This window comes from Stenotrophomonas sp. GD03819, assembly GCF_029841665.1.
Taxonomy (GTDB): domain Bacteria; phylum Pseudomonadota; class Gammaproteobacteria; order Xanthomonadales; family Xanthomonadaceae; genus Stenotrophomonas; species Stenotrophomonas geniculata.
In genome coordinates, this window is the sequence record NZ_JAOCEW010000032.1 from 29,993 (window position 1) to 52,597 (window position 22,605).

Consider the following 22,605-nt stretch of genomic DNA (forward strand, 5'->3'; position numbering starts at 1 on the left):
AAGGCGGAGTCGATAGACTATGGCCTGCATGGCAGGGAGCACGACATGGAACGATGGTATCTGGCGACGCTGCTGGCGTTGATCCTGCATCAGATCGACGCTGCGTTCTGGCAGGAATGGACCATGTTCCATGTGCCCGGCGGCATCCAGGGCTTCCTGCTGTTCAACCTGTTCGCAGTCGGCGCCGTGCTTTGGGGTTATCGCCATGCCCTGCTGGGTACATCCACGGCGCGCGGCTATGCACTGGTTTGTGGCGCGCTCGGCATTGGCACGGCGCTGATCCACCTGGCGTTTGCCCTGCTCGGTCGCAATGAATTCCACCTGCCGCTGTCGATCATCGTCCTGCTCGCCTGTTTTGTATCGGGTGGCGGTCTGTTGCTGCAGCTCCGCCCGCGATGAGCCGGACGTCCCGTTCTCCGCGCCTGCGTAACGGCAGCCCCCAGGACGCGGATGCCTTGATCGCGCTCGACAGCGTGGCAGCCATTGATCCAGAGCGGATCATGCAGATTGGCAACTGGCTGGCACACGGCGGCGTGTATGTCGCCGAGCAGGACGGCAGGGTCGTCGGCTACCTGGTCATGCATCACCACTTCTTCGGCGAGGCCTTCGTCGAGATGCTGATGGTGGCGCGCGAACGCCGCGGCCACGGCATTGGTACCGCACTGCTGCGACACGCGATCGCACGGCGCGGTCGCGGCAAGCTGTTCACCTCGACCAATGCCTCCAACATCGGCATGCAGCGCCTGCTCGTTGCGTCGGGCTTCATCGACAGCGGCATCGTGCACGGATTGGATGACGGCGACCCGGAGCTGATCTACCGCTTCGCTGAAGACTGATCATCGGCATCAGCAGCGCGCACAAAAAAGCCCACGCATTGCTGCGCAGGCTTCTTGATTCATCACAGTGGTCGGGACGGCCGGATTCGAACCGACGACCCTCTGCCCCCCAGGCAGATGCGCTACCAGGCTGCGCTACGCCCCGACTGATGCTGCGATGTGCCCGCCAGTGCGGCGGGCCGTGAAGTATAGCGGATTACGATGGAAATGGGATCAGCGGCGCAACAACTGCAGCACTTCTTCCAGCTCCATGCGCACCTGCTTGATGATCTGGTTGCTCAGCGCCGATTCCTCGCGGGCATCGGGCCCATCCAGACGCAGGCGTGCGCCACCGATGGTGTAGCCCTGTTCGTACAGCAGGCTGCGGATCTGCCGCACCATCAGCACGTCGTGGCGCTGGTAGTAGCGGCGGTTGCCTCGGCGCTTGGCCGGCTCAAGGCTGGGAAACTCGGTTTCCCAGTAGCGCAGGACGTGCGGCTTGACGTCGCACAGCTCGCTGACTTCACCGATGGTGAAGTAGCGCTTGGCCGGGATCGGCGGTAGTTCGCGGTTACTGCCCGGATCCAGCATAAGCTTCCACCCTCTCCTTGAGCTTCTGGCCCGGACGGAAGGTGACCACCGTACGGGCGGAAATCGGAATTTCCTCGCCGGTCTTGGGGTTGCGACCCGGGCGCTGGTTCTTGCGCCGCAGATCGAAATTACCGAAGCCCGACAGCTTCACCTGACGTCCCTGTTCCAATGCTTCACGCAGCACATCGAAAAACGCGTCGACGAATTCCTTGGCTTCCCGCTTGTTCAGACCGACTTCGTCGAACAGCTTTTCCGCCATCTCCGCCTTGGTCAATGCCATTGCCTGCTACCCCCGAGTGCTGCCCGCTCAGCCGCGGATCCGGGCGTGGTGTTCACGCTCGATGGCAGTGACCGCCTCGGCCACCACCGCATCCACGTCGCGGTCCGTCAGAGTGCGCGACTTGTCCTGCAAAATCAAGCCCATAGCGAGACTCTTGAATCCCGGCTCGACGCCCTGGCCGACGTAGCGGTCGAACAGGTTCAGGTCGCGCAGCAGCGGGCCGGCGGCCTGGCGGACGGTCGCCGCCAGATCGGCCCAGGCCACCTGTTCAGGCACCAGGAACGCCAGGTCGCGACGCACCGCTGGGAAGCGCGACAGCTCGCCGGCACGCGGCAGGCGGCGGGCGGTCAGCGGTTCCAGATCCAGTTCGAAGGCGTAGACGTCGGATTCGATGTCCATCGCCTTGACCAGGCGCGGATGGACCTGGCCGATCCAGCCCATCGCCACGCCATCGCGGAACACCTCGGCCGAGCGCGCCGGGTGGCCGTAAGGACGGGCCGACGGGCGGAACTCCAGCTGCGCGCCACTGGCAGCGGCCAGCGATTCCAGGTCGCCCTTCAGATCGTGGAAGTCGACCTTGCGGGTCGGCAGGCCCCACTGCACCGCCTGCGCATCACCGCAGACCGCAGCGGCCACGCGCGGGGTTTCCAGCGGCGCCGGCTGGCCATCTCCTGCCTGCTGGGTGAACACCCGGCCGAGCTCGAACAGGCGCACGCGACCCAACTGGCGCGCGGCATTGCGACCCAGCGTGGCGACCAGGCCCGGCAGCAGCGACGGGCGCATCACCGCCAGTTCGGCCGACAGTGGGTTGGCCAGCGGTACCAGGCCATCGCGCAGCTGCCACTGGGTCAGCAGCGCGTCGTCGACGAAGGCAAAGTTGACGGTTTCCTGCTGGTCGCGGGCGATCAGCTGGCGACGAACGCTCAGCGCGTCCAGCTGGGTCTCGCTCGGCATCGCCACGCGCGAGGCACCGCCCGGCAGCGTGGTCGGGATCTGCTCGTAACCGTGGATGCGGGCCAGTTCTTCGATCAGGTCTTCTTCGATGGCGATGTCGAAGCGACGGCTCGGCGCGGCGACCTGCCAGCCCTCGGCCGTCGCAGCCACGTCCATGCCCAGCGCGCGCAGGATGCGCTCGACTTCGGCGTCGTCGATGGTGATGCCCAGCACGCGGCTGATGCGAGCACGGCGCAGTACGATCGTCGCCGGCTGCGGCAGGTCATCGGCACGCACGGCCTCGGTGACCGGCGCCGGGGTACCGCCGGCGAGGTCCAGCACCAGGCGGGTGGCGTATTCGATGGCGGTGCGCGGCAATGCCGGGTCGACGCCACGCTCGAAGCGGTGGCCGGCATCGGTGTGCAGGCCGAGCTTGCGGCCACGGCCCATGATCGCGGCCGGCGCGAAGTGCGCAGCTTCCAGGAACACGGCGGTGGTCGCGTCGGTGACGCGGGTATCGAAGCCGCCCATCAGGCCGGCCAGACCGACCGCACGGTCAGCATCGGCAACCACCAGGAAGCTGTCGTCCAGTGCGGCATCGCGGCCGTCCAGCAGCTTCAGGCTCTCGCCCGCGCGCGAACGGCGAACGGCGATGCTGCCCTGCAGGGTACCGAGGTCGTAGGCATGCATCGGCTGGCCCAGCTCCAGCATCACGTACTGGGTGATGTCGACCAGCAGCGAGACCGGACGCACACCGCTGCGGCGCAGGCGCTCAGCCATCCACAGCGGGGTCTTGGCAGCGGCGTTGACGCCTTCGATGACGCGGCCCAGGTAACGCGGTGCTTCGGCGCCGGCGTCGAGCTGGATCGACAGTTCGCGGCTGCCGACCGGCGCAATGGCGTCGGCCGCGAAGTCCAGCACTTCACTGCGGGTGGCGGCGGCGACGTCGTAGGCGATGCCGCGCAGGCTGAAGCAGTCGGCACGGTTCGGGGTCAGCTTGATCTCGATGCTGGCGTCCGGCAGCCCCAGATACTCGACCAGGGACTGGCCGACCGGTGCGTCGTCCGGCAGTTCCAGCAGGCCGGAGGCATCGTTGTCCAGGCCCAGCTCCTTGGCCGAGCACAGCATGCCGTTGGACTCGACGCCGCGCAGCTTGGCCGGCTTGATCTTCAGCTCGCCGATCTGCGCGCCGACCATCGCCAGCGGCGCGACCAGGCCCGGGCGCGCGTTCGGCGCGCCGCACACGATCTGCAGCAGCTCGCCCTGCCCGGCATCGACCTTGCACACCTGCAGGCGATCGGCTTCGGGATGGCGCACCGCTTCGACGATGCGCGCCACGACCACGTGCTCGAGGCCTTTGCCAAGCGCGGTCACCTCTTCCACTTCCAGGCCGATGGCGGTCAGCACCGCGCTGAGCTCATCGCGCGAGGCGGAGGTCGGGACGTGGCTGCGCAGCCAGTTTTCGGAGAATTTCATGGTGTCACCCTGGTGGGAGGTGTGCCTCCCGTTGCGGTTTTTGTGGTCGCCCAGCGCATGCGCAAGGAGGCGTCCATGCAGAAAAGCAGCCGAGCATGGCTCGGCTCTACACGGTTGCGGCTTACGCGAACTGCTTCAGGAACCGCACGTCGTTCTCGAAGAACGCGCGCAGGTCGTTGACGCCGTAGCGCAGCATCGCGAAACGCTCCACGCCCATGCCGAAGGCAAAGCCGGTGTAGCGCTCCGGATCGATGCCGACATTGCGCAGCACGTTCGGATGGACCATGCCGCAGCCGAGCACTTCCAGCCAGCGGGTGCTGCCATCGGGCTGCTGCCAGGCGATGTCCACTTCCGCACCCGGTTCAACGAACGGGAAGTAGCTGGGACGGAAACGCATCTCGAAGTCGCGCTCGAAGAACGCGCGCACGAACTCGGCCAGCGTGCCCTTCAGGTCGGCGAAGGTCGAATGCTCGTCCACCAGCAGGCCTTCGACCTGGTGGAACATCGGCGAGTGGGTCTGGTCGCTGTCGCTGCGGTACACCTTGCCGGCGGCGATCATGCGCAGCGGCGGCGCGTGGTCGCCCATGTAGCGCACCTGCACACCGGAGGTATGCGTGCGCAGCAGGCGTCCGTCGCCGAAGTAGAAGGTGTCGTGCATGGCGCGCGCCGGGTGGTGCGGCGGGAAGTTCAGCGCCTCGAAGTTGTGCCAGTCATCCTCGATCTCCGGCCCTTCCGACAGCTCGTAGCCCAGCCGACCGAAGATGCCGGTGATGCGCTCCAGGGTGCGGGTGATCGGGTGCAGGCCGGCACGGTCGCCGTTGCGACCCGGCAGGGTGATGTCGATGGCTTCGGCGGCCAGGCGCGCATCCAGTGCCGCGTCTTCCAGCAGCGCCTTGCGCTCACCCAGCGCGCGGGTCAGCGCGTCACGGGCCTGGTTGATCGCTTCACCGGCGGCCTTGCGCTCGTCGGCCGGCAGCGCGCCGAGCTGCTTGAGCTGCGAGGTGATGCTGCCACTCTTGCCAAGCAGGGCCACGCGCAGCTGTTCCAGCACGTCGGGGCTCTGTGCGGCGGCCACATCGGCCAGCGCCTGGGTGGTGAGGGATTGGATGTCGCTCATGGGGGGCCGGAACTCCAGTCGATCTGCCATCGCGATGCGCGAAGGGCCGACCCCTGTCGCCACCGCCGTCCCCGCGCTGCCATCGTGGCCTCGCCGGGACCCAAAAAAGAATGGGGAAGGACTTGCGCCCTTCCCCATGCATTGCCTTGACCTGACACCGTTCCGAGTGAACGGTTACGGCATCGGGAAGGACTTATGCCGCCAGCGCGCCCTTGGCCTTTTCGGCCAGCGCAGCAAAACCGGCTGCGTCGTGCACGGCGATGTCAGCCAGGACCTTGCGATCCAGGGTGATGCCGGCCTTCAGCAGACCGTTCATGAAGCGGCTGTAGCTCAGGCCGTTGATGCGGGCAGCCGCATTGATACGGGTGATCCACAGCGAACGGAAGTTGCGCTTCTTCTGCTTACGGCCGATGTAGGCGTACTGCTGAGCCTTGATGACCGCCTGCTTGGCGACGCGGAAGACCTTGCGACGGGCGTTGTAATAGCCCTTGGCGAGATCCAGAATCTTCTTGTGGCGGCGATGCGCCTGTACGCCACGCTTAACTCGTGCCATTTTTCAGTTCCTCAGAGGTAAGGGAGCATGCGGTCCAGACGGCCTGCGTCTTCTGCACGGACATGGCCCGTCTGACGCAGATTACGCTTACGCTTGGTCGCTTTCTTCGTGAGGATGTGGCTACGGTTGGCGTGGCCGCACTTGTACTTGCCCGAGGCGGTCTTGCGGAAACGCTTGGCCGCTGCCCGGTTGGTCTTGATCTTGGGCATTGCAATGTCCTTGATGGGATATGACCCTGGTTTCTGACTGATCTGGCGGCGGCCTGGGCCGCTCTTTCCGTCCTGCCATGATCGGCGTACGACCCGTCCTGGGTGGGTCGAGCCGGGCATGATACAGGCAAAACCGCCCTGCCACCAGCCCCTGCAACCCTTTCACGGCAATTCACCGGCATGCCGCAAAAGCGAAGGGGCGCCGATGGCGCCCCTTCACCCTGAACCGTTCAGCCAGGCGCCCCGGAGGGCGGCCCGTCAGGCCTCAGGTCTTCTTCTTCGGCGCGATCATCATGACCATCTGACGCCCTTCCAGGCGCGGACGGGATTCAATGACGATGTCCTCGCCCAGATCGGTCTCGATCCGGTTGGCCATTTCGCGGCCCAGTTCCTGGTGGCTCATTTCACGGCCACGGAAGCGGATGTTGACCTTGATCTTGTCACCATCCTCAAGGAACCCGCGCATCTTGCGCAGCTTGATCTGGTAGTCGCCCTCGTCCGTGACCGGACGGAACTTCACTTCCTTGATCTCGACCTGTTTGGTCTTCTTCTTGGCCTCGCTGGCCTTCTTCTGCGCTTCGAACTTGAACTTGCCGAAGTCCATGATCTTGCAGACCGGCGGATCGGCCTGCGGCTGGATTTCGACCAGGTCCAGGCCTTCATCTTCGGCCATGGACAGCGCTTCGTCGCGCGACAACACGCCGATCATTTCTCCGTCACTGCCGATCACGCGGACGCGCGGCACACGGATTTCCTGATTCTTGCGGTTCTGTTTGTTGTCAGGGGTGCTGATATTACGTTCTCCCAAGGGTATCGAACCGGTCCGGGTGCCTGTGCGCCCGGACCGGACCTTTGCTTACGCGCCCTCGGCGTGGAGCCGCTCGATGAAGGCCTGCAGGCTCATGCTGCCCAGATCTTCGCCAGAACGCGTACGCACCGCCACAGCCCCATTTTCCTTCTCGCGGTCACCAATGACCAGCAGGTAGGGCACGCGCTGCAACGTATGCTCGCGGATTTTATAGCCGATCTTCTCGTTACGCAAATCCGAGCTGACGCGGAAGCCTTGCTCCGCAAGGGTTTTGGTCACGCCCGAGACGTAGTCGGCCTGGGCGTCGGTGATGTTGGCCACCACCACCTGGGTCGGGGCCAGCCAGGCCGGGAACTGGCCGGCATGGTGCTCGATCAGGATGCCCAGGAAGCGCTCCATCGAGCCGACGATGGCCCGGTGCAGCATGACCGGGTGCTTCTTCTGGCTGTTCTCGTCCACGTACTCGGCGCCCAGGCGGCCCGGCATCATGAAGTCGACCTGCATGGTGCCCAGCTGCCAGGTACGGCCGATGGCGTCCTTCAGGTGGTACTCGATCTTCGGGCCATAGAAGGCACCCTCGCCCGGCAGCTCCTGCCATTCCACGCCACAGGCGGTCAGCGCCGAGCGCAGCGCGCCCTCCGCTTTGTCCCAGGTCGCATCGTCACCCAGGCGCGATTCCGGGCGCAGGGCGATCTTGATCTGGATGTCGTCGAAGCCGAAGTGCTGGTAGACCGCCAGCGCCTGCTGATGGAAGGCCGTCACTTCCGACTCGATCTGGTTTTCCGTGCAGAACACGTGGCCGTCGTCCTGGGTGAAGCCACGCACGCGCAGGATGCCGTGCAGCGCGCCGGACGGCTCGTTGCGGTGGCAGGAACCGAACTCACCGTAGCGGATCGGCAGGTCGCGGTAACTGTGCAGGCCCTGGTTGAACACCTGGATGTGGCCCGGGCAGTTCATCGGCTTGACCGCGTAGGTGCGCTTCTCCGATTCGGTGAAGAACATGTTGTCCTGGTAGTTGTCCCAGTGGCCGGACTTCTTCCACAGGCTCACGTCCAGGATCTGCGGGCAGCGCACTTCGCCGTAGCCGCTGTTGCGGTAGACCTTGCGCATGTACTGCTCGACCACCTGCCACAGCGCCCAGCCCTTCGGGTGCCAGAACACCAGGCCCGGCGCTTCTTCCTGCAGGTGGAACAGGTCCTGCTGCTTGCCGATGCGGCGGTGGTCGCGCATCTCGGCTTCCTCGATGCGCTTGATGTACGCCTCAAGCTGCTTCTTGTCCGCCCAGGCGGTGCCGTAGATGCGCTGCAGCTGTTCGTTCTGCGCGTCGCCACGCCAGTAGGCGCCGGAGATGCGGGTCAGCTTGAAGGCCTTCAGGAAGCGCGTGTTCGGCACGTGCGGGCCGCGGCACATGTCCACGTATTCCTGATGGTAGTACATGCCCATCGCCTGGATGTCGTCGGACATGTCCTCGATCAGGCGCAGCTTGTAGTCCTCACCACGGGCCTTGAAGATCTCGATCACTTCGGCGCGCGGCGTCATCTTCTTGATGACGTCGTAGTCCTGGGCGATCAGTTCACCCATGCGCTTCTCGATCGCGGCCATGTCGTCCGGGGTGAACGGGCGCTCGGAGTAGATGTCGTAGTAGAAGCCCTCGGCGATCACCGGGCCGATCACCATCTTCACATCCGGGTACAGCTGCTTGACCGCGTGGCCGACCAGGTGGGCGCAGGAGTGGCGGATGATCTCCACGCCCTCCTCGTCCTTGGCGGTGATGATGCGCAGGCTGGCATCGTGGTCGATGACGTCGCTGGCATCGACCAGCACGCCATCCACGGCACCGGCGATGGTGGCCTTGGCCAGGCCGGCACCGATCGACTGGGCGACGTCCATGACGCTGACGGGGTTTTCAAACTCGCGGCGGCTGCCGTCGGGGAGGGTAATGTTGATCATCGGAGTGGCTTCGTGCGGGGCCCGCTGGGCGGGCTGGAAAGCGCTCCCGGGGGCGGCGCCCGGGCAATAAAAAAGCGCCACGAGGGCGCCAGGGACACAGGGCCTTCGGGGGCAGGTCAACAGTGGGCGGTGGTAGTGCTCATGTCGCACGCTCGGCCGGCGCTGGGCGCGGGCCACCTTGTTCCAGTCAGGGAGTGTGATGATCTTAAACCAGCGCACCGGAAAGCCCAAGGGCTACCGTACGGTACGCTGAATGGCCCTCGCTGGCGGCGTGAAAACGCAATGATTACCATGTCCGCGCAGCCCGCCCCGTGCCAGCCTGCCCGCTTCCCCCCAGGACCTCGTGATGCGCCACCCGCTCCGACCGGCTCCCGCCGGCCCCGCCCGTGCCCCGCGTTCGCTGGCCCGCTGCCACGGCGGCCGCCCGCAATGATCACCGTCGGCCTTTCCACCCTGGGCTTCTGCAGCCTGGGCATGCTGGCGGCGATGTTCTCCGCGCTGGCCTTCTATGCCGCCTCGCCGCACTGCCGCTGGCCGCGCCTGCGTCGGGCCGGCCGCCTGGGCCGCCAGATCGGCCTGGTCGCGGCCGCCGCCGCGCTGTGGCTGTGGATGGCCGAGCTCGGCTTTGCCGCCGGCCTGGTGGCCATGCTGTGCACCTGGATGCTGGCGGCGATGCTGCTGCCGGCACTGGCTGCCTGGCATCGCCCGGGCACGGAGTCGCCCTGATGTGGCCGCGCGCCTTCGCCGGCATCGTCGCCGGCTTCTTCCTGGCCGCGGCCGCGACCGGCCTGCTGGCATGGCTGCCGCCCGGCCCCTGGCAGCGGGCGCTGGTGCCGACCCTGATCGCTTTCATCCCGCTGTGGATGCTGGCCGCCCTGTGGGCGTTCAGTTTCCGCAGCGCGCTGCGTGCCTGGCTCGTGCTGGGCGGCAGCACCGCCGCCGGCTTCGCCGTGCTCGGGCTGCTGCGCCTGACCGGCGCGGTGCAATGAGACCTCTCCCATGAAGTTCAGTTCGCAGACGCTGCGCACGTTCACCACCCTGCACACCTGGGTCGGCCTGGTCGCCGGGTTCGGCCTGTTCGTGGCCTTCTACGCCGGTGCGCTGACCCTGTTCCATCACGACCTGCCGCTGTGGCAGACCCCGGGCGCGGCCACCGCACTGCCAGCCGGGCTGGACGATGCGCAGTACCTGCTGGAAGACGTACTGGCGACACACCCGGAAGCCCGCCGCCACGTCGGCATGACCTTCCCCGGCGCCGACCACCCGCAGCCACTTGCGTACTGGCAGGCCGATGATGGCAGCTGGCGTTATGCCTGGCCGGGGCAGATTGGCGGCAGCCCGACGCCGCCGCAGACCGGGCTGGCCGAGCTGGTCAACGAGCTGCACTACAGCCTGGGCCTGCCCGTGGCCGGCATCTACGTGATGGGCATTGTCAGCCTGCTGTACGGCATGGCGCTGCTCAGCGGCCTGGTGATCCATCTGCCGAAGCTGCTCGGCGACCTGTTCGCGCTGCGTCCGGGGCGCAACCTGAAACAGCTGTGGCAGGACGCGCACAACGTGATCGGCGTACTGAGCCTGCCCTTCCACCTGATGTTCGCGGTGACCGGCGCCCTGCTCTGCCTGGTGTTCGTGCAGATGGCCCTGCTCAACCCCCTGATCTTCGACGGCAAGGCCCTGCAGGCCGTGCCAACAGCGATGGACACCGCACCGGTGCGTGAAGCGACCGGCATCCCCTCGCCGCCGGGCAGCCTGCGCGTGCTGCAGGCGCGGGCGCTGGAGGTGGCGCGCGCACAGAGCGTGACCAGCTTCGAGCCGGCCTACCTGAAGCTGGCCAACGCAGGCGACACCAACGCCACCATCGAGATCACCGGCGAATCCACCGGCACCCTCGGCCCGCTCGGCGCCGTGGCGCTGGATGTCGCCACCGGCCAGGTACTGGCCACCCAGCTGCCAGGCCAGCGCGACGCCAACCACGCCACGCTCAGCGCCGCCTATGCGCTGCACTTCGGCGAGTTCGGCAACGGGGTGGTGGTCTGGCTGTACTTCCTGCTCGGCCTGGGCGGTGCGTTCCTGTTCTACTCGGGCAACCTGCTGTGGATCGAGTCGCGGCGCAAGCGTCGCCAGCCGCAGCAGCCGCGCGCCGGAGTGAACATGGCACGGGCCACGGTCGGCGTGTGCATCGGCCTGTGCGTGGCGATCTCGGTCGCGTTCCTCACCGCGCTGGTGCTGGAACGGCTGGCGCCGGCGGCGGTCGACCACGGCATCCGCTGGGCCTGCTTCGGCAGCTGGGCGGCCTGTGCGCTGTGGGCCGCGCTGCGCCGCCCGGCACAGGCCGCACGCGAGCTGCTGTGGGCGGCGGCAATCAGTACCGCGCTGGTGCCGATCCTGCACGGCGCACTCAATGGTGACTGGCTGTGGCGTGCGGCCGCGCGTGGCCACTGGCCGCTGTTCTGGGTCGATGCCATCGCGCTGGCCATGGCCTTCGGCTTCGCCCGCCTGGCAGTGGCCAGTCAACGCCGCGCCCGCAACGGCGATCCGAACAGCGTCTGGGCCAACTGAGCCTTCGCCGGGCATGGCCCGGCGCTACCGGAGCAGGTGCGCTGGGTCCAGGTAGCGGCTGACTTCGATCAGGTTGCCATCCGGGTCGCGGAAGTACACCGATTCGATTGGACCCAGTGCGCCGGTGCGGGCCACCGGCCCCTCCTCCACCGCGACGGCCTGCGCCTGCAGGTGTGCCAGCACATCGATTGTCGCCGTAAGCGTGACCAGGCACAGGTCGGCACTGCCCGGCGTGGGTCGTAACGCATGCGGCTGCAGCGGGGCACTGGCCGGATGCAGATTGATCTTCTGCTGGCCGAACTGCAGCGCGGTACGTCCCGCGCCGAAGCGCACGACCTGCATGCCGAGCACGCGCTGGTAGAAATCACAGCTGCGGTCGATGTCGGCGACGGTGAGGACCAGATGGTCCAGGCGTTCGAGATGGATCATGCCCGCAGCGTAACGCTGCGGGCGTGGACATGCTGTGCGGGGTTGGGCCGATGGCGTTGCGGCATTGCGCCGGGCATCGCCTGATGCAGCTCAATCGCCGATGCGCGCCTTCTGCCAGGGGCCCAGCATGGCGTTGAGCAGGCTGGCCTGCTCGTCGTCGCCGGTCAGCTCCCACATGAATACACCGGCCAGGCCCTGCTCGCGGGCGAACTGCGCACGCAGCCCGATCGAGCGCGGGTCTTCATAGCTGATGAAGACCTTCTGTTCGGCGTTGTACAGCCACGGGCTCTGCGCCTGCGGCTGCCAGTGCTTCGTCCAGCCCGGCTGGTCGAGATAGCGCGCCTTGATCACCCGCCAGTCGCCTGCATCGGCCGGTGCGCTGTAGGGCTGGTACAACCCATCCGGGGCATCACCTGTAACCTTGAAGCCGCGCCCGTAGAACGGCACGCCCAGCACCAGCTTGTGGGCCGGTACGCCGTGGTCGCGGTAAAACTGCACGGCACCGGCCACGTTGTTCCAACGGCGCAGCTCCGGCGCCAGTGGATCGGCCGCCACCTCAAGCAGCGGTGCGTTGAAGGTCGACACCGCCGAGAAGCCGGTGCCCATGTCGTAGCTCATCAGGTTGATGAAATCGAACACCTTGGCCAGCGCCGGCAGGTCGTAGCTCGCCGCCGGATCGTAGGGGCCATCCGTCTGCAGGCGACCGGCGGCCAGCGCGGCGGTCAGCAGCATCGGCTGCCCCGCCTTGCGACCGCGCGCATCAAGTGCCACGCGGAACGCCTGCGCGAGCCGGGTCAGGTTGGCGCGATCCTGCGGGCGGTGCGCCAGTTCCTTCGGCCCACCACTGACCGGGAATTCCCAGTCGATGTCCACACCATCGAAGCTGCCTGCATGGCGCTCGAAGAACAGCGTCATGCATGAGTCGACCAGGCGCTTGCGGCTGGTTTCGGTCAGTGCCGCATCGGAGAACCCGCCTGCGCCCCAGCCGCCGATCGAAATCAGCGTGCGCAGGTGCGGATGCGCCTTCTTGAGTTCGGCCAGTGCGGCGAAATTCTTCGGCGCTTCCGCACCGATCGTGCAGCGCCCGTCCTCGATGGTCGAGAACGCGTAGAACAGGTGGGTCAGGCGCTCGGCCGGAATGCTCGACACCGGATAGCGCTCGGCGGAACCACCGGGGTAGTAGGCACCGAAGATCGGCGGCTGTGCGGGCGCAGCGTGCGCGGCAATGGGCAGGGCGCCGGCAATCAGTCCGGCAAGGACGGCCACAGTCTGGCGGAACATGGAATCTCCCGGTTCGAAGGCGCCGCCACGTTAGCAAACCGATGGGGCTGTGGGACCGATGTCGTGGCATGTCGTCCGATGGACAGGCGCGATCCGTGCAACGGTGACAGAACAATGGCTGCGTAGCGCCTCTCATGCACCGCAGCAGGACATGCGGCGACCTGGGTGAGCGGTTGTTCGCAACTTCGAGGCAAAGAAAAAGCGGGCCGAAGCCCGCTTTTTCATTTCAGCGATTCCAGGAGCGTGTCAACCAAGCAAGGTTGACACCCACCGCCGATTATTCGGCGCTGACGGCGTCGCCTTCTTCCACGGCCTTCATCGACAGGCGGATACGGCCCTGCTTGTCGACTTCCAGCACCTTGACCTTGACCACATCGCCTTCCTTCAGCACGTCGCCGACCTTCTCGACGCGATCGCTGGAGATCTGCGACACGTGGACCAGACCGTCCTTGCCCGGCAGGATCGTGACGAACGCACCGAAGTCCATGATCTTGGCGACCTTGCCTTCGTAGATGCGGCCCGGCTCGACGTCCGAGGTGATCTGCTCGATGCGGGCCTTGGCGGCCTGGGCAGCGATGGCGTTGACCGATGCGATGACGATGGTGCCGTCGTCCTGGATGTCGATCTGGGTGCCGGTTTCCTTGGTGATGGCCTGGATGGTCGAACCACCCTTGCCGATCACTTCGCGGATCTTGTCCGGGTGGATCTTGATGGTCAGCAGGCGCGGCGCGTAGTCCGACAGCTCTTCACGCGGAGCGGTCAGGCCGTGGGCCATTTCGCCCAGGATGTGCAGACGGCCAGCCTTGGCCTGCTGCAGGGCCTGCTTCATGATCTCTTCGGTGATGCCTTCGATCTTGATGTCCATCTGCAGGGCGGAGATGCCCTCAGCGGTACCGGCCACCTTGAAGTCCATGTCGCCCAGGTGATCTTCGTCACCCAGGATGTCGGACAGGACGACGAAGCGCTCGCCTTCCTTGACCAGACCCATGGCGATACCGGCAACCGGTGCCTTCACCGGCACGCCGGCGTCCATCAGGGCCAGCGAGGAACCGCAGACCGAGGCCATCGACGAGGAACCGTTCGACTCGGTGATTTCCGAGACGACGCGGATGGTGTACGGGAAGGCTTCCAGCGACGGCATGACAGCCAGCACGCCGCGCTTGGCCAGGCGACCGTGGCCGATTTCGCGGCGCTTCGGGCCCATCATACGGCCGCACTCACCCACCGAGAACGGAGGGAAGTTGTAGTGGAACAGGAAGTTTTCCTTGTACTCACCGGCAACGGCGTCGATGACCTGGCCGTCACGGGCGGTGCCCAGGGTGATGGTCACAATGGCCTGGGTTTCGCCGCGGGTGAACAGCGAGGAGCCGTGGGTACGCGGCAGCACGCCGGTCTTCACGGTGATCGGGCGGACGGTGTCCAGCGCACGGCCGTCGATGCGCACCTTGGTGTCCAGCACCGAGTCACGCATGGTGCGGTATTCCAGCTCGCCGAATTCCTTCGACAGCTCGGCCGGGTTCCAGCCTTCTGCGGCCACGCGGCCTGCCAGGGCTTCGACCACGTCCTTCTTGATTGCCGAGATGGCGTCGCGGCGCTGCAGCTTGTCGCGCACCTGGAAGGCTTCGCCCAGGCGCGGGCCGATGGCTTCCTTCAGGGCGGCGATCAGCGCGTCGTTCTTGGCCGGGGCTTCCCAGGTCGACGGCTTGGTACCGGCTTCGACGGTCAGCTCGTTGATCGCGTTGATGACCTTCTGCATCTCGCGGTGACCGAAGGTCACGGCGCCCAGCATCACTTCTTCGGACAGCAGCGCGGCTTCGGATTCAACCATCAGCACGGCGTTGGAGGTGCCGGCGACGACCAGTTCCAGCTGCGAGTCAGCCAGTTCGCTGACGGTCGGGTTCAGGATGTACTCGCCGTTCTTGTAACCGACCTTGGCAGCGCCGATCGGACCCATGAACGGGGTGCCGGCCAGGGCCAGGGCAGCCGAGGCGCCGATCAGGGCCGGGATGTCACCGTCCACGTCCGGGTTCAGCGACATGACCGTGGCGATGATCTGCACTTCGTTCTTGTAGTCTTCGGGGAACAGCGGGCGGATCGGACGGTCGATCAGACGCGAGATCAGGGTTTCCTTCTCGGTCGCACGGCCTTCACGCTTGAAGAAACCACCCGGGATACGGCCGCCGGCGTAGAACTTTTCCTGATAATCGACGGTCAGCGGGAAGAAGTCCTGGCCTTCGCGCGCGCTCTTGGCGGCGACGGCGGTGACCAGCAGTACGGTGTCGTCCATCTTGACGATGACGGCACCGCTGGCCTGACGGGCGACTTCGCCGGTCTCGAGCGTGACGGTGTGCTTGCCGTACTGGAAGGTTTTGGTGATTTTTGCCACGGAGGGTGTCCTTGGGGATGCTGTCTGCGAATTTGGACCGTCGGCGACCCTTGCCGCCAGCGGGTGGCCGGATCGTTCCGGCCTGAATCGGGGATTGCGGTGCTACAAAACAAAACCGCGGCGCATCGCTGCGCCGCGGGGGATTCGTTGCTTAGCGACGCAGGCCAAGCTTTTCGATCAGGGCCTTGTAACGCTCGACGTCCTTCTTCTTCAGGTAGTCGAGCAGGCTGCGACGGCGGTTGACCATCTGCAGCAGGCCGCGGCGGCTGTGGTGGTCCTTCTTGTGGGTCTTGAAGTGGCCGGTCAGCAGTTCGATGCGGGCGGTCAGCAGTGCAACCTGGACTTCCGGGGAGCCGGTGTCAGCCGAGCTGCGCTTGTTGTCTTCAATGACCTTCTGGGTGTCGATCGACATTTCTTTTTTCTCTGTGATGCGTGGCCGGCAGGAACGCGCTTCGCGCACCGCCAGGCTCGCCGTGGACTACGAGGATGAAACCTGCGCGAGGCAGGCTGCCGGAAAACGGCCGCGAAATTGTAACGGTCGGGGGGCCTCGGAACAAGGTCCGGGGCTGAACCGTCCGGGCCCGGTCAGAGGTTGAAACGACGCTGCGGAGCCAGCAGGCCACTGTCATCGACCTGCCCCAACCCCTGGACAGCATCGTCCGGACCGAACACGGCCACCAGACCACGGGGCCACGACAGATCGCGCTGGCGCTGGCCGACGCAGAAGCGGTGGGCCTGGTCGGCATCGAGGTCAACCCGCGGGTATTCAGCCAGGCCGGCCGCCAGCGGCAGCAGCAGCGCGTCCATGCCCGCCTCGTCACCCGCCTCGACCATCGCCCGCAGCTGATCCAGCGTGACCATCGCCGGTTCACGGAACGGCTCGACCCAGAGCCGGCGCAGCGCACTGATATGCGCGCCACAGCCCAGCGCCTCGCCCAGATCGCGGGCCAGGCTGCGGATATAGGTGCCCGAGCCGCAGGTCACACGCAGCCGCAACCGCTCCGGCTGCTGCTCGAGCACCTCGATGGCGTGCACCTGCACCTCGCGCTCCGGCGCTTCAATGACGTCACCGCGGCGGGCCTTCACATACAGCGGCTCCCCGCCCTGCTTCAGCGCCGAATAGATCGGGGCGCGCTGGCGGATGCTGCCGGTCAGCGGCGCCAGCGCCGCCTGCAGGGTCTCGGCACTGATCGAAGGCACCGGGCGCTGCAGCAGCACCTGGCCTTCGGCATCGTCGGTGTCGGTGGTCTGGCCCAGCATGATCTCGGCGTCGTAGGCCTTGGCCGAGCCGAGCAGCAGGCCGGCAATCTTGGTCGCCTCGCCGAAGCACAGCGGCAACAGGCCGGTGGCCAGCGGGTCGAGACTGCCGGTATGGCCGCCCTTTTCGGCACGGAACAGGCGACGAGCCACCTGCAGGGCGGCGTTGGAACTCATGCCGGTCGACTTGTCGAGCAGCAGGATGCCATCCAGGCGGCGGAACTGAATTCGGGTCATGACAGGACGTTGTAGAGCCGAGCCATGCCCGGCTGCCGCAACGCGGCCCGCACAGGCGTCGCGTTGCCGGAATGAAAAGACGCCGGGCATGGGCCCGGCGCTGGCTTATTCTTCGTCGCTCTCGCGACGCTTCTCCGCGGCCAGCGTATCGGGCAGGTCGCGCAGGATGTTGTCGATGTGCTCACCACGGTCGACCGAGTCGTCGTAGTGGAAATGCAGCTCCGGCACGTGGCGCAGCTTCATCGCGCGGGCCAGGTCCATGCGCAGGCGGTAGCCCAGCTCCTTCAGGCCGGCCACGGCTTCAGCCGAACGTTCCGGCATCAGCGCGGTGACGAACACCTTGGCATGGGCCATGTCGCGGGTGATTTCCACGTCGGACACGCTCACCGAGGGCAACCCGTGCTCGCGCACGGCGTTGTGCACCAGGGTGCCGAGTTCACGGCGCAGCTGGGCGGAGACACGGTCGGTTCGATGGAAAGTCTTGGGCACGAGGAGCTCTTGGTTCAGTTGTCGCCCGACCAACGGTCGCGCGCTACAGGTACATGGTAGGGCCCGACCGTTGGTCGGGCCACCTTGCAGCATTACAGGGTGCGCGGCACTTCGATACGCTCGAAGCACTCGATCTGGTCACCCGGCTTGACGTCGTTGTAGGCCTTCACCGCGATACCGCATTCGGTACCGTTGCGGACTTCCTCGACGTTTTCCTTGAAGCGGCGCAGCGATTCCAGTTCGCCTTCGAAGATCACCACGCTGTCGCGCAGCACGCGGATCGGCTTGTTGCGCTTGACCACGCCCTCGATGACCATCGAACCGGCGACGGCGCCCAGCTTGGAACTGCGGAACACGTCGCGGACCTCGGCGATACCGATGATCTCTTCGCGGATCTCCACGCCCAGCAGGCCGGAAGCCACCTGCTTCACCTGATCGATCACGTCATAGATGATCGAGAAGTAACGCAAGTCGACGCCGTTGGATTCGATGATGCGACGGGCCGAAGCATCCGCACGCACGTTGAAGCCGATGACGGTGGCCTTCGAAGCAGCCGCCGAGTTGGCGTCCGATTCGGTGATGCCGCCCACGCCGGAGTGGATCACGTTGATGCGGATGTCGTCGTTGGACAGCGCGACCAGTGCCTGGCTCAAGGCCTGCACCGAACCCTGCACGTCGGCCTTGATGACCAGGTTGAGGACCTGCTGGCCCTCGCCCTTGCCCAGGGTCGCCATGATGTCTTCCATGCGGCTGCCAGCGGTGGCCACCAGGCGCGATTCACGGCGCTTGGTCTCACGCTGCTGGGCAACGTCCTTGGCCAGGCGCTCATCCTCGACGACCACGAAGTCGTCACCGGCTTCCGGCACGCCGGACAGGCCCAGGACCTGCACCGGGATGGACGGGCCGGCGAACTCCGGCTGCTTGCCGGTTTCGTCGAACAGCGCACGCACGCGGCCGTACTGGATGCCGCACACCAGGTAGTCGCCCTTCTTCAGGCGGCCCTGCTGCACCAGCACGGTCGCGACCGGGCCGCGGCCCTTGTCCAGCGACGATTCGATCACCACGCCCGAGGCGCGGCCTTCGTCGACGGCCTTCAGCTCCAGCAGCTCGGCCTGGATCGAGATGGCGTCCAGCAGGTCGTCGATGCCCAGGCCGGTCTTGGCCGAGATCTCCACCATCTGGGTATCACCACCGAAGTCTTCGGCCACGACCTGCTCGGACAGCAGTTCGTTCTTGACCCGCATCGGGTCGGCGTCGGACTTGTCGATCTTGTTGATCGCCACGATCAGCGGCACACCCGCCGAACGGGCGTGCTGGATCGCTTCCTTGGTCTGCGGCATGACGCCGTCATCGGCGGCCACGACCAGCACCACGATATCGGTCAACTTGGCGCCGCGGGCACGCATCGAGGTGAAGGCAGCATGGCCCGGGGTATCCAGGAAGCTGATCACGCCCTTCGGCGTATCCACGTGGTAGGCACCGATGTGCTGGGTGATGCCGCCGGCTTCGCCGGTGGCGACCTTGGTACGGCGGATGTAATCCAGCAGCGAGGTCTTGCCGTGGTCGACGTGGCCCATGATGGTGACCACCGGCGGACGCTGGGTGGCTTCGCCCTGGTTTTCACCGGTCGAGGCCAGCAGTGCGTCTTCGGCATCGTTGTCATTGGCACGGATTGCCTTGTGACCGAGTTCTTCGGTCACCAGCGCGGCGGTGTCATGGTCGATGGACTGGGTGATGGTGGCCATCACGCCCATCTTGAACAGCGCCTTGACCACCTCACCACCCTTCAGCGCGAGCTTCTGCGCCAGGTCGGCCACGGTGATCGTGTCGCCGATCGCCACTTCACGCACCACCGGCGCGGTCGGACGCTCGAAGGCGTGCGGACCGGCATTGTTGCCACCGCGCGGCATGTCGCGACGGCCACCCGCCTGGTTGCGCCCGCCCGGACGACCACGGGTGTTGCTGTTGTTGCTGTTGCCACGACGCGCGCGGTCGGCAGCCGACAGGTGCATCTGGCCGGCGAAACGATCGCCCGGGCCACGCTCGTTGCGCGGCGCGCTGCGGTTGTTGCGGTCGTCGTTGCGCGGCGGCGGCGGCGCACTGCGCGGCGCAGCCGGAGCGGCGGCCGGCGTGCGTGGCGGCCGCGGCGCGGTTTCATCGATCGGAGCGCGCTTGGGCTTGGTGGCGGCCAGTGCCTCGGCAGCCTTGGCGGCAGCCGCAGCCTCTTCGGCAGCCTTCTTCTCGGCCTCTGCGCGTTCCTTGGCCGCAATCTCTTCCTCACGGGCGCGGACGATGGCTTCGTCGCGCAGACGATCCTTCTCGGCCAAGGCCTGCTGTTCGGCGAGGTTGCGGGCACGCGACTCTTCCAGCTTGCGCAGGATGTCGGCGCGCTCTTCGTCCGGCGTCATGGCGCGCGCACCATCCTTGACGTAGGTGCGCTTCTGGCGCACCTCGACATTCACGGTCGTCTTGCTGCGACCGGAATTGACCGTCACTTCCTGCTGCTTCCGGCGGTTGAGCGTGATCTTCTTTGCAGACTGATCGGTCTCTTCCGGGGCCTGCTCGGGCTTGCCGTGCGAACGACGAAGGAAGCCCAGGAGCTTAACCTTCTCGGAGCTGGTCACGACCTGGTCGGGACCGCTGAACTTCATGCCGGCACCGGCCAGCTGTTCCAGCAGTTTTTCGACCGGCGTGTTGACCAGTTCGGCAAGCTTGCGGATGGTGGTTTGCTGCGACATTCGGATCCTATGATCTTGTGGGCGCCCCCCCGCATCTGGAGGTGGCGCGGATTCTACGCCCTGAGCGGCTCAGGGCCCTGTTCATTGCCGGCTCATTCGCCGCGTTCCAGTCGGGCGATCTCTTCGGCACGGGCGGCCAGGATCAGCGCAGCGGCGCGCGCCTGATCCAGTCCTTCGATACCGAAGTCCATGACCTCGTCGGCGGCCAGGTCGGACAGGTCCTCGCTGGTACGCACGCCGTGGCCGGCCAGCGCATATGCGGTGGCTTCGTCCATGCCCTTCAGGGACAGCAGGTCCTGCGCCGGCTGGCCGTCTTCAAGGCCTTCTTCGACTGCCAGGGCCTCATTGAGCAGCGCATCGCGGGCACGAGCGCGCAGCTCTTCGACGATGTCTTCGTCGAAACCTTCCACGGCCAGCAGTTCGCCGACCGGGACATAAGCGATTTCCTCGACGGTACCGAAGCCTTCGCTGACCAGGATGCCGGCGATCTCTTCGTCCACTTCCAGCTTGTCCATGAACAGCTGGCGGGCCGACGCCTGCTCGGCTTCCGACTTGGCGGTGACCTGGTCCTGGGTCATCACGTTGAGCTGCCAGCCGGTCAGGCGGCTGGCCAGGCGCACGTTCTGCCCGCCCTTGCCGATCGCCTGGGCCAGGCGGTCTTCAGCGACAGCCAGGTCCATCGAGTGCTTGTCTTCATCAACGATGATCGACTGCACTTCGGCCGGCGCCATCGCGTTGATGACGAAGTTGGCCGGGTTGTCGTTCCACAGCACGATGTCCACGCGCTCGCCATTGAGCTCGTTGGACACGGCCTGCACGCGCGAACCGCGCATGCCGATGCAGGCACCGATCGGATCGGTGCGCTGGTCGTGGGCCAGCACGGCGATCTTGGCGCGGTCGCCCGGATCGCGGGCACAGGCCTTGATTTCCACCAGGCCCTGGCCGACTTCCGGCACTTCCAGCTTGAACAGCTCGATCATGAATTCCGGGGCGGCACGGCTGATGAACAGCTGCGGGCCACGCGGTTCCGAACGGACTTCGGCCAGGTAGCCGCGCACGCGGTCGCCGGCGCGCAGCACGTCGCGCGGAATGCCCTTGTCCTTCGGGATGAAGCCTTCGGCGTTGCCACCGAGGTCGACGTAGATGTTGCCGCGCTCGGCGCGCTTGACCACACCGGTGATCAGCTCACCCACGCGATCCTTCCATGCATCCACGACCTGCTGGCGCTCGGCTTCGCGCACGCGCTGGACGATGACCTGCTTGGCGGCCTGGGCAGCGATGCGGCCGAAATCCGGGTTCTCGATCTGCTCTTCGATGTAGTCGCCGACGTCCACGCCTTCGGCTTCATCGACCGCGTCCATCAGGCGGATCTGGCGATCCGGCGATTCCATGACCACGTCATCGGCCACCACTTCCCAGCGGCGGTAGGTTTCGTAGCTGCCATCCTTGTGGTCGATGACCACGCGGGTCAGCACTTCCTCGTCGGGATAGCGCTTCTTCGCTGCCGAGGCCAGGGCGGCCTCGATGGCATCGAAGATCACTTCACGCGGCACGCCCTTCTCGTTGGCGACTGCGTCGACTACCAGCAACAGTTCCTTGCTCATTGGCTCACTCCGCGCGCGGCTTCTTTGCCGCCGGCTCGTTGGAAGAAGAATTCGTGTTCGGCTTCGGACGCTTCGGTGCCGGACCGGTCGGCTTGCTCGGGGCCAGCCCCAGCGCCACCCAGTCGGGCATGATCCGTGCCTTGTCGATGTTGTCGGCCGACACCACCACTTCGGTCTTGTCGACGATGAAGGTGATGGTGCCAGCGGCCTCGTCGGTCGCCTCGATACGGCCCTGCAGGCGACGACGGTTGTCCTGCGGCAGCTTCAGCGTGACCTTGGCCGATTCACCCTGGTGGCGGGCGAACTGCTCCAGGTTGAACAGCGGGCGATCCACGCCCGGCGAGGACACTTCCAGCGTGTAATTGCCGCTGATCGGGTCTTCGACGTCCAGCTGCGCCGACACTTCGCGGCTGACCCGCTCGCAGTCGTCGACATTGATGATGCGCTCGGGCTGTTCAGCCAGCGGCACGTCGATGTAAAGGCGCAGGGTCGCACCGCCGGGGGCCGGCAGATACTCAACGCCCAGCAGCTCCAGGCCCAGCGACACAACGGTCGGGGCGAGCAGATTCGCGATGTCGGTTGCCTTGTCGCTCACAGCCTGCCTTGATCTCTTGGTTGGGTGCCGGCCTTGGCCGGCGTGAAAACATGACGCCCCGGAAACGACAAAGGGCCCGCTGGGCCCCTTTTTCCGGAAAGACTCCGGTGACTGGATTCCGGTTGCAACCCGCATTGCCTGCCGGTTGCGGCCCTCCTTCCGGGTCTGGACTCCCGCTGGGGAGGCCACCTTCAGGGGTACTGCTAGGCCGCTGATGATAGCGGCTGCACCGCGCTGGTGCAAGGTGCGGGGCTACCCCGAAGCGATTCGGCCGTGGTGCGGCTGGTGCCGCGTGACC

22 protein-coding genes and 1 tRNA gene are annotated in these 22,605 nt (G+C 66.2%); 5 read left to right on the plus strand and 18 right to left on the minus strand.

Going from position 1 to position 22,605, the window contains the following annotated elements:
* Window positions 1–45: 45 nt before the first annotated feature.
* Both N5D45_RS17530 and N5D45_RS17535 read left to right on the plus strand, forming a co-directional pair.
* Window positions 46–399 carry a DUF6713 family protein gene (locus N5D45_RS17530; RefSeq protein ID WP_010486477.1) on the plus strand — a complete coding sequence of 118 codons (354 nt, stop codon included), beginning with the start codon at window positions 46–48 and terminating at the stop codon, window positions 397–399.
* Entirely contained in the window at window positions 396–836 is a 441-nt protein-coding gene (locus N5D45_RS17535; protein ID WP_019336887.1) for a GNAT family N-acetyltransferase, read from the plus strand. The genes N5D45_RS17530 and N5D45_RS17535 overlap by 4 nt, the downstream gene beginning before the upstream one ends.
* Window positions 837–904: 68 nt before the next feature.
* On the opposite strand, the gene N5D45_RS17540 is transcribed toward N5D45_RS17535, so the two are convergent.
* The 9 genes from N5D45_RS17540 to thrS form a co-directional block, all read right to left on the minus strand.
* Window positions 905–981, minus strand: a tRNA-Pro gene (locus N5D45_RS17540).
* Between the two features lie 68 nt (window positions 982–1,049).
* Entirely contained in the window at window positions 1,050–1,406 is a 357-nt protein-coding gene (locus N5D45_RS17545) for a MerR family transcriptional regulator (protein WP_005410431.1), read from the minus strand.
* Window positions 1,387–1,686, minus strand: a complete 300-nt coding sequence (locus N5D45_RS17550; RefSeq protein ID WP_005410432.1) for an integration host factor subunit alpha — start codon at window positions 1,684–1,686, stop codon at window positions 1,387–1,389. Before N5D45_RS17550 ends, N5D45_RS17545 begins: the two co-directional genes overlap by 20 nt.
* A gap of 27 nt (window positions 1,687–1,713) precedes the next feature.
* On the minus strand, window positions 1,714–4,095 hold the full coding sequence (pheT, locus tag N5D45_RS17555; protein ID WP_279939368.1) for a phenylalanine--tRNA ligase subunit beta: 2,382 nt from the start codon (window positions 4,093–4,095) through the stop codon (window positions 1,714–1,716).
* 121 nt (window positions 4,096–4,216) lie between these two features.
* Window positions 4,217–5,212 carry a phenylalanine--tRNA ligase subunit alpha gene (locus tag N5D45_RS17560; RefSeq protein WP_005417865.1) on the minus strand — a complete coding sequence of 332 codons (996 nt, stop codon included), beginning with the start codon at window positions 5,210–5,212 and terminating at the stop codon, window positions 4,217–4,219.
* Between the two features lie 193 nt (window positions 5,213–5,405).
* On the minus strand, window positions 5,406–5,765 hold the full coding sequence (gene rplT, locus N5D45_RS17565) for a 50S ribosomal protein L20 (protein WP_279939369.1): 360 nt from the start codon (window positions 5,763–5,765) through the stop codon (window positions 5,406–5,408).
* Window positions 5,766–5,776: 11 nt separating this feature from the next.
* Complete coding sequence (gene rpmI / locus N5D45_RS17570) at window positions 5,777–5,974, minus strand: 50S ribosomal protein L35 (RefSeq protein WP_005410436.1); 198 nt, start codon at window positions 5,972–5,974, stop codon at window positions 5,777–5,779.
* Window positions 5,975–6,239: 265 nt separating this feature from the next.
* Window positions 6,240–6,767, minus strand: a complete 528-nt coding sequence (infC, locus tag N5D45_RS17575; protein ID WP_074725076.1) for a translation initiation factor IF-3 — start codon at window positions 6,765–6,767, stop codon at window positions 6,240–6,242.
* Between the two features lie 63 nt (window positions 6,768–6,830).
* Window positions 6,831–8,732, minus strand: coding sequence for a threonine--tRNA ligase (gene thrS, locus N5D45_RS17580; RefSeq protein ID WP_010486466.1), 1,902 nt, complete (start codon window positions 8,730–8,732; stop codon window positions 6,831–6,833).
* A 429-nt stretch (window positions 8,733–9,161) separates the two neighbouring features.
* On the opposite strand from thrS, the gene N5D45_RS17585 reads away from it, so the two are divergent.
* From N5D45_RS17585 to N5D45_RS17595, 3 genes are read left to right on the plus strand one after another with little or no spacing between them, the layout of a single operon-like run.
* Complete coding sequence (locus N5D45_RS17585; RefSeq protein ID WP_005410439.1) at window positions 9,162–9,458, plus strand: hypothetical protein; 297 nt, start codon at window positions 9,162–9,164, stop codon at window positions 9,456–9,458.
* Complete coding sequence (locus tag N5D45_RS17590; protein ID WP_164192698.1) at window positions 9,458–9,721, plus strand: hypothetical protein; 264 nt, start codon at window positions 9,458–9,460, stop codon at window positions 9,719–9,721. Before N5D45_RS17585 ends, N5D45_RS17590 begins: the two co-directional genes overlap by 1 nt.
* A 10-nt stretch (window positions 9,722–9,731) precedes the next feature.
* Window positions 9,732–11,291 (plus strand): PepSY-associated TM helix domain-containing protein, encoded by a 1,560-nt coding sequence (locus N5D45_RS17595; protein WP_164192695.1) that lies wholly within the window; start codon window positions 9,732–9,734, stop codon window positions 11,289–11,291.
* Window positions 11,292–11,315: 24 nt separating this feature from the next.
* Here the strand turns inward: N5D45_RS17595 and N5D45_RS17600 are convergent, their stop codons facing one another.
* The 9 genes from N5D45_RS17600 to rimP form a co-directional block, all read right to left on the minus strand.
* Window positions 11,316–11,720, minus strand: coding sequence for a VOC family protein (locus N5D45_RS17600; protein ID WP_010486459.1), 405 nt, complete (start codon window positions 11,718–11,720; stop codon window positions 11,316–11,318).
* A gap of 90 nt (window positions 11,721–11,810) precedes the next feature.
* Window positions 11,811–13,001 (minus strand): glycoside hydrolase family 18 protein, encoded by a 1,191-nt coding sequence (locus tag N5D45_RS17605; RefSeq protein WP_164192692.1) that lies wholly within the window; start codon window positions 12,999–13,001, stop codon window positions 11,811–11,813.
* A 277-nt stretch (window positions 13,002–13,278) separates the two neighbouring features.
* Window positions 13,279–15,387, minus strand: coding sequence for a polyribonucleotide nucleotidyltransferase (pnp, locus tag N5D45_RS17610; RefSeq protein WP_019336892.1), 2,109 nt, complete (start codon window positions 15,385–15,387; stop codon window positions 13,279–13,281).
* A gap of 151 nt (window positions 15,388–15,538) precedes the next feature.
* Window positions 15,539–15,799, minus strand: a complete 261-nt coding sequence (rpsO, locus tag N5D45_RS17615; RefSeq protein WP_005410445.1) for a 30S ribosomal protein S15 — start codon at window positions 15,797–15,799, stop codon at window positions 15,539–15,541.
* 173 nt (window positions 15,800–15,972) lie between these two features.
* Entirely contained in the window at window positions 15,973–16,881 is a 909-nt protein-coding gene (truB, locus tag N5D45_RS17620) for a tRNA pseudouridine(55) synthase TruB (protein WP_010486453.1), read from the minus strand.
* A 105-nt stretch (window positions 16,882–16,986) separates the two neighbouring features.
* Window positions 16,987–17,370, minus strand: a complete 384-nt coding sequence (rbfA, locus tag N5D45_RS17625; RefSeq protein WP_005410447.1) for a 30S ribosome-binding factor RbfA — start codon at window positions 17,368–17,370, stop codon at window positions 16,987–16,989.
* Window positions 17,371–17,462: 92 nt separating this feature from the next.
* Window positions 17,463–20,108 carry a translation initiation factor IF-2 gene (gene infB, locus N5D45_RS17630; protein WP_164192689.1) on the minus strand — a complete coding sequence of 882 codons (2,646 nt, stop codon included), beginning with the start codon at window positions 20,106–20,108 and terminating at the stop codon, window positions 17,463–17,465.
* Between the two features lie 92 nt (window positions 20,109–20,200).
* The gene (gene nusA / locus N5D45_RS17635) at window positions 20,201–21,712 is read right to left on the minus strand and encodes a transcription termination factor NusA (RefSeq protein WP_006458580.1); all 1,512 of its coding nucleotides are present in this window, start codon (window positions 21,710–21,712) and stop codon (window positions 20,201–20,203) included.
* A 4-nt stretch (window positions 21,713–21,716) separates the two neighbouring features.
* On the minus strand, window positions 21,717–22,307 hold the full coding sequence (rimP, locus tag N5D45_RS17640) for a ribosome maturation factor RimP (protein ID WP_005410450.1): 591 nt from the start codon (window positions 22,305–22,307) through the stop codon (window positions 21,717–21,719).
* Window positions 22,308–22,605 lie beyond the last annotated feature (298 nt).

Excerpts from the sequence above, each read along its gene's own strand:
- N5D45_RS17605 (WP_164192692.1), bottom strand. The coding sequence starts at position 13,001 with ATGTTCCGCCAGACTGTGGCCGTCCTTGCCGGACTGATTGCCGGCGCC.
- N5D45_RS17595 (WP_164192695.1), top strand. The coding sequence starts at position 9,732 with ATGAAGTTCAGTTCGCAGACGCTGCGCACGTTCACCACCCTGCACACC.
- N5D45_RS17590 (WP_164192698.1), top strand. The coding sequence starts at position 9,458 with ATGTGGCCGCGCGCCTTCGCCGGCATCGTCGCCGGCTTCTTCCTGGCC.
- N5D45_RS17530 (WP_010486477.1), top strand. The coding sequence starts at position 46 with ATGGAACGATGGTATCTGGCGACGCTGCTGGCGTTGATCCTGCATCAG.
- N5D45_RS17550 (WP_005410432.1), bottom strand. The coding sequence starts at position 1,686 with ATGGCATTGACCAAGGCGGAGATGGCGGAAAAGCTGTTCGACGAAGTC.
- truB (WP_010486453.1), bottom strand. The coding sequence starts at position 16,881 with ATGACCCGAATTCAGTTCCGCCGCCTGGATGGCATCCTGCTGCTCGAC.
- N5D45_RS17535 (WP_019336887.1), top strand. The coding sequence starts at position 396 with ATGAGCCGGACGTCCCGTTCTCCGCGCCTGCGTAACGGCAGCCCCCAG.
- thrS (WP_010486466.1), bottom strand. The coding sequence starts at position 8,732 with ATGATCAACATTACCCTCCCCGACGGCAGCCGCCGCGAGTTTGAAAAC.
- N5D45_RS17560 (WP_005417865.1), bottom strand. The coding sequence starts at position 5,212 with ATGAGCGACATCCAATCCCTCACCACCCAGGCGCTGGCCGATGTGGCC.
- pheT (WP_279939368.1), bottom strand. The coding sequence starts at position 4,095 with ATGAAATTCTCCGAAAACTGGCTGCGCAGCCACGTCCCGACCTCCGCC.
- rpsO (WP_005410445.1), bottom strand. The coding sequence starts at position 15,799 with ATGTCGATCGACACCCAGAAGGTCATTGAAGACAACAAGCGCAGCTCG.
- N5D45_RS17545 (WP_005410431.1), bottom strand. The coding sequence starts at position 1,406 with ATGCTGGATCCGGGCAGTAACCGCGAACTACCGCCGATCCCGGCCAAG.
- nusA (WP_006458580.1), bottom strand. The coding sequence starts at position 21,712 with ATGAGCAAGGAACTGTTGCTGGTAGTCGACGCAGTCGCCAACGAGAAG.
- N5D45_RS17600 (WP_010486459.1), bottom strand. The coding sequence starts at position 11,720 with ATGATCCATCTCGAACGCCTGGACCATCTGGTCCTCACCGTCGCCGAC.
- N5D45_RS17585 (WP_005410439.1), top strand. The coding sequence starts at position 9,162 with ATGATCACCGTCGGCCTTTCCACCCTGGGCTTCTGCAGCCTGGGCATG.
- rpmI (WP_005410436.1), bottom strand. The coding sequence starts at position 5,974 with ATGCCCAAGATCAAGACCAACCGGGCAGCGGCCAAGCGTTTCCGCAAG.
- rplT (WP_279939369.1), bottom strand. The coding sequence starts at position 5,765 with ATGGCACGAGTTAAGCGTGGCGTACAGGCGCATCGCCGCCACAAGAAG.
- infB (WP_164192689.1), bottom strand. The coding sequence starts at position 20,108 with ATGTCGCAGCAAACCACCATCCGCAAGCTTGCCGAACTGGTCAACACG.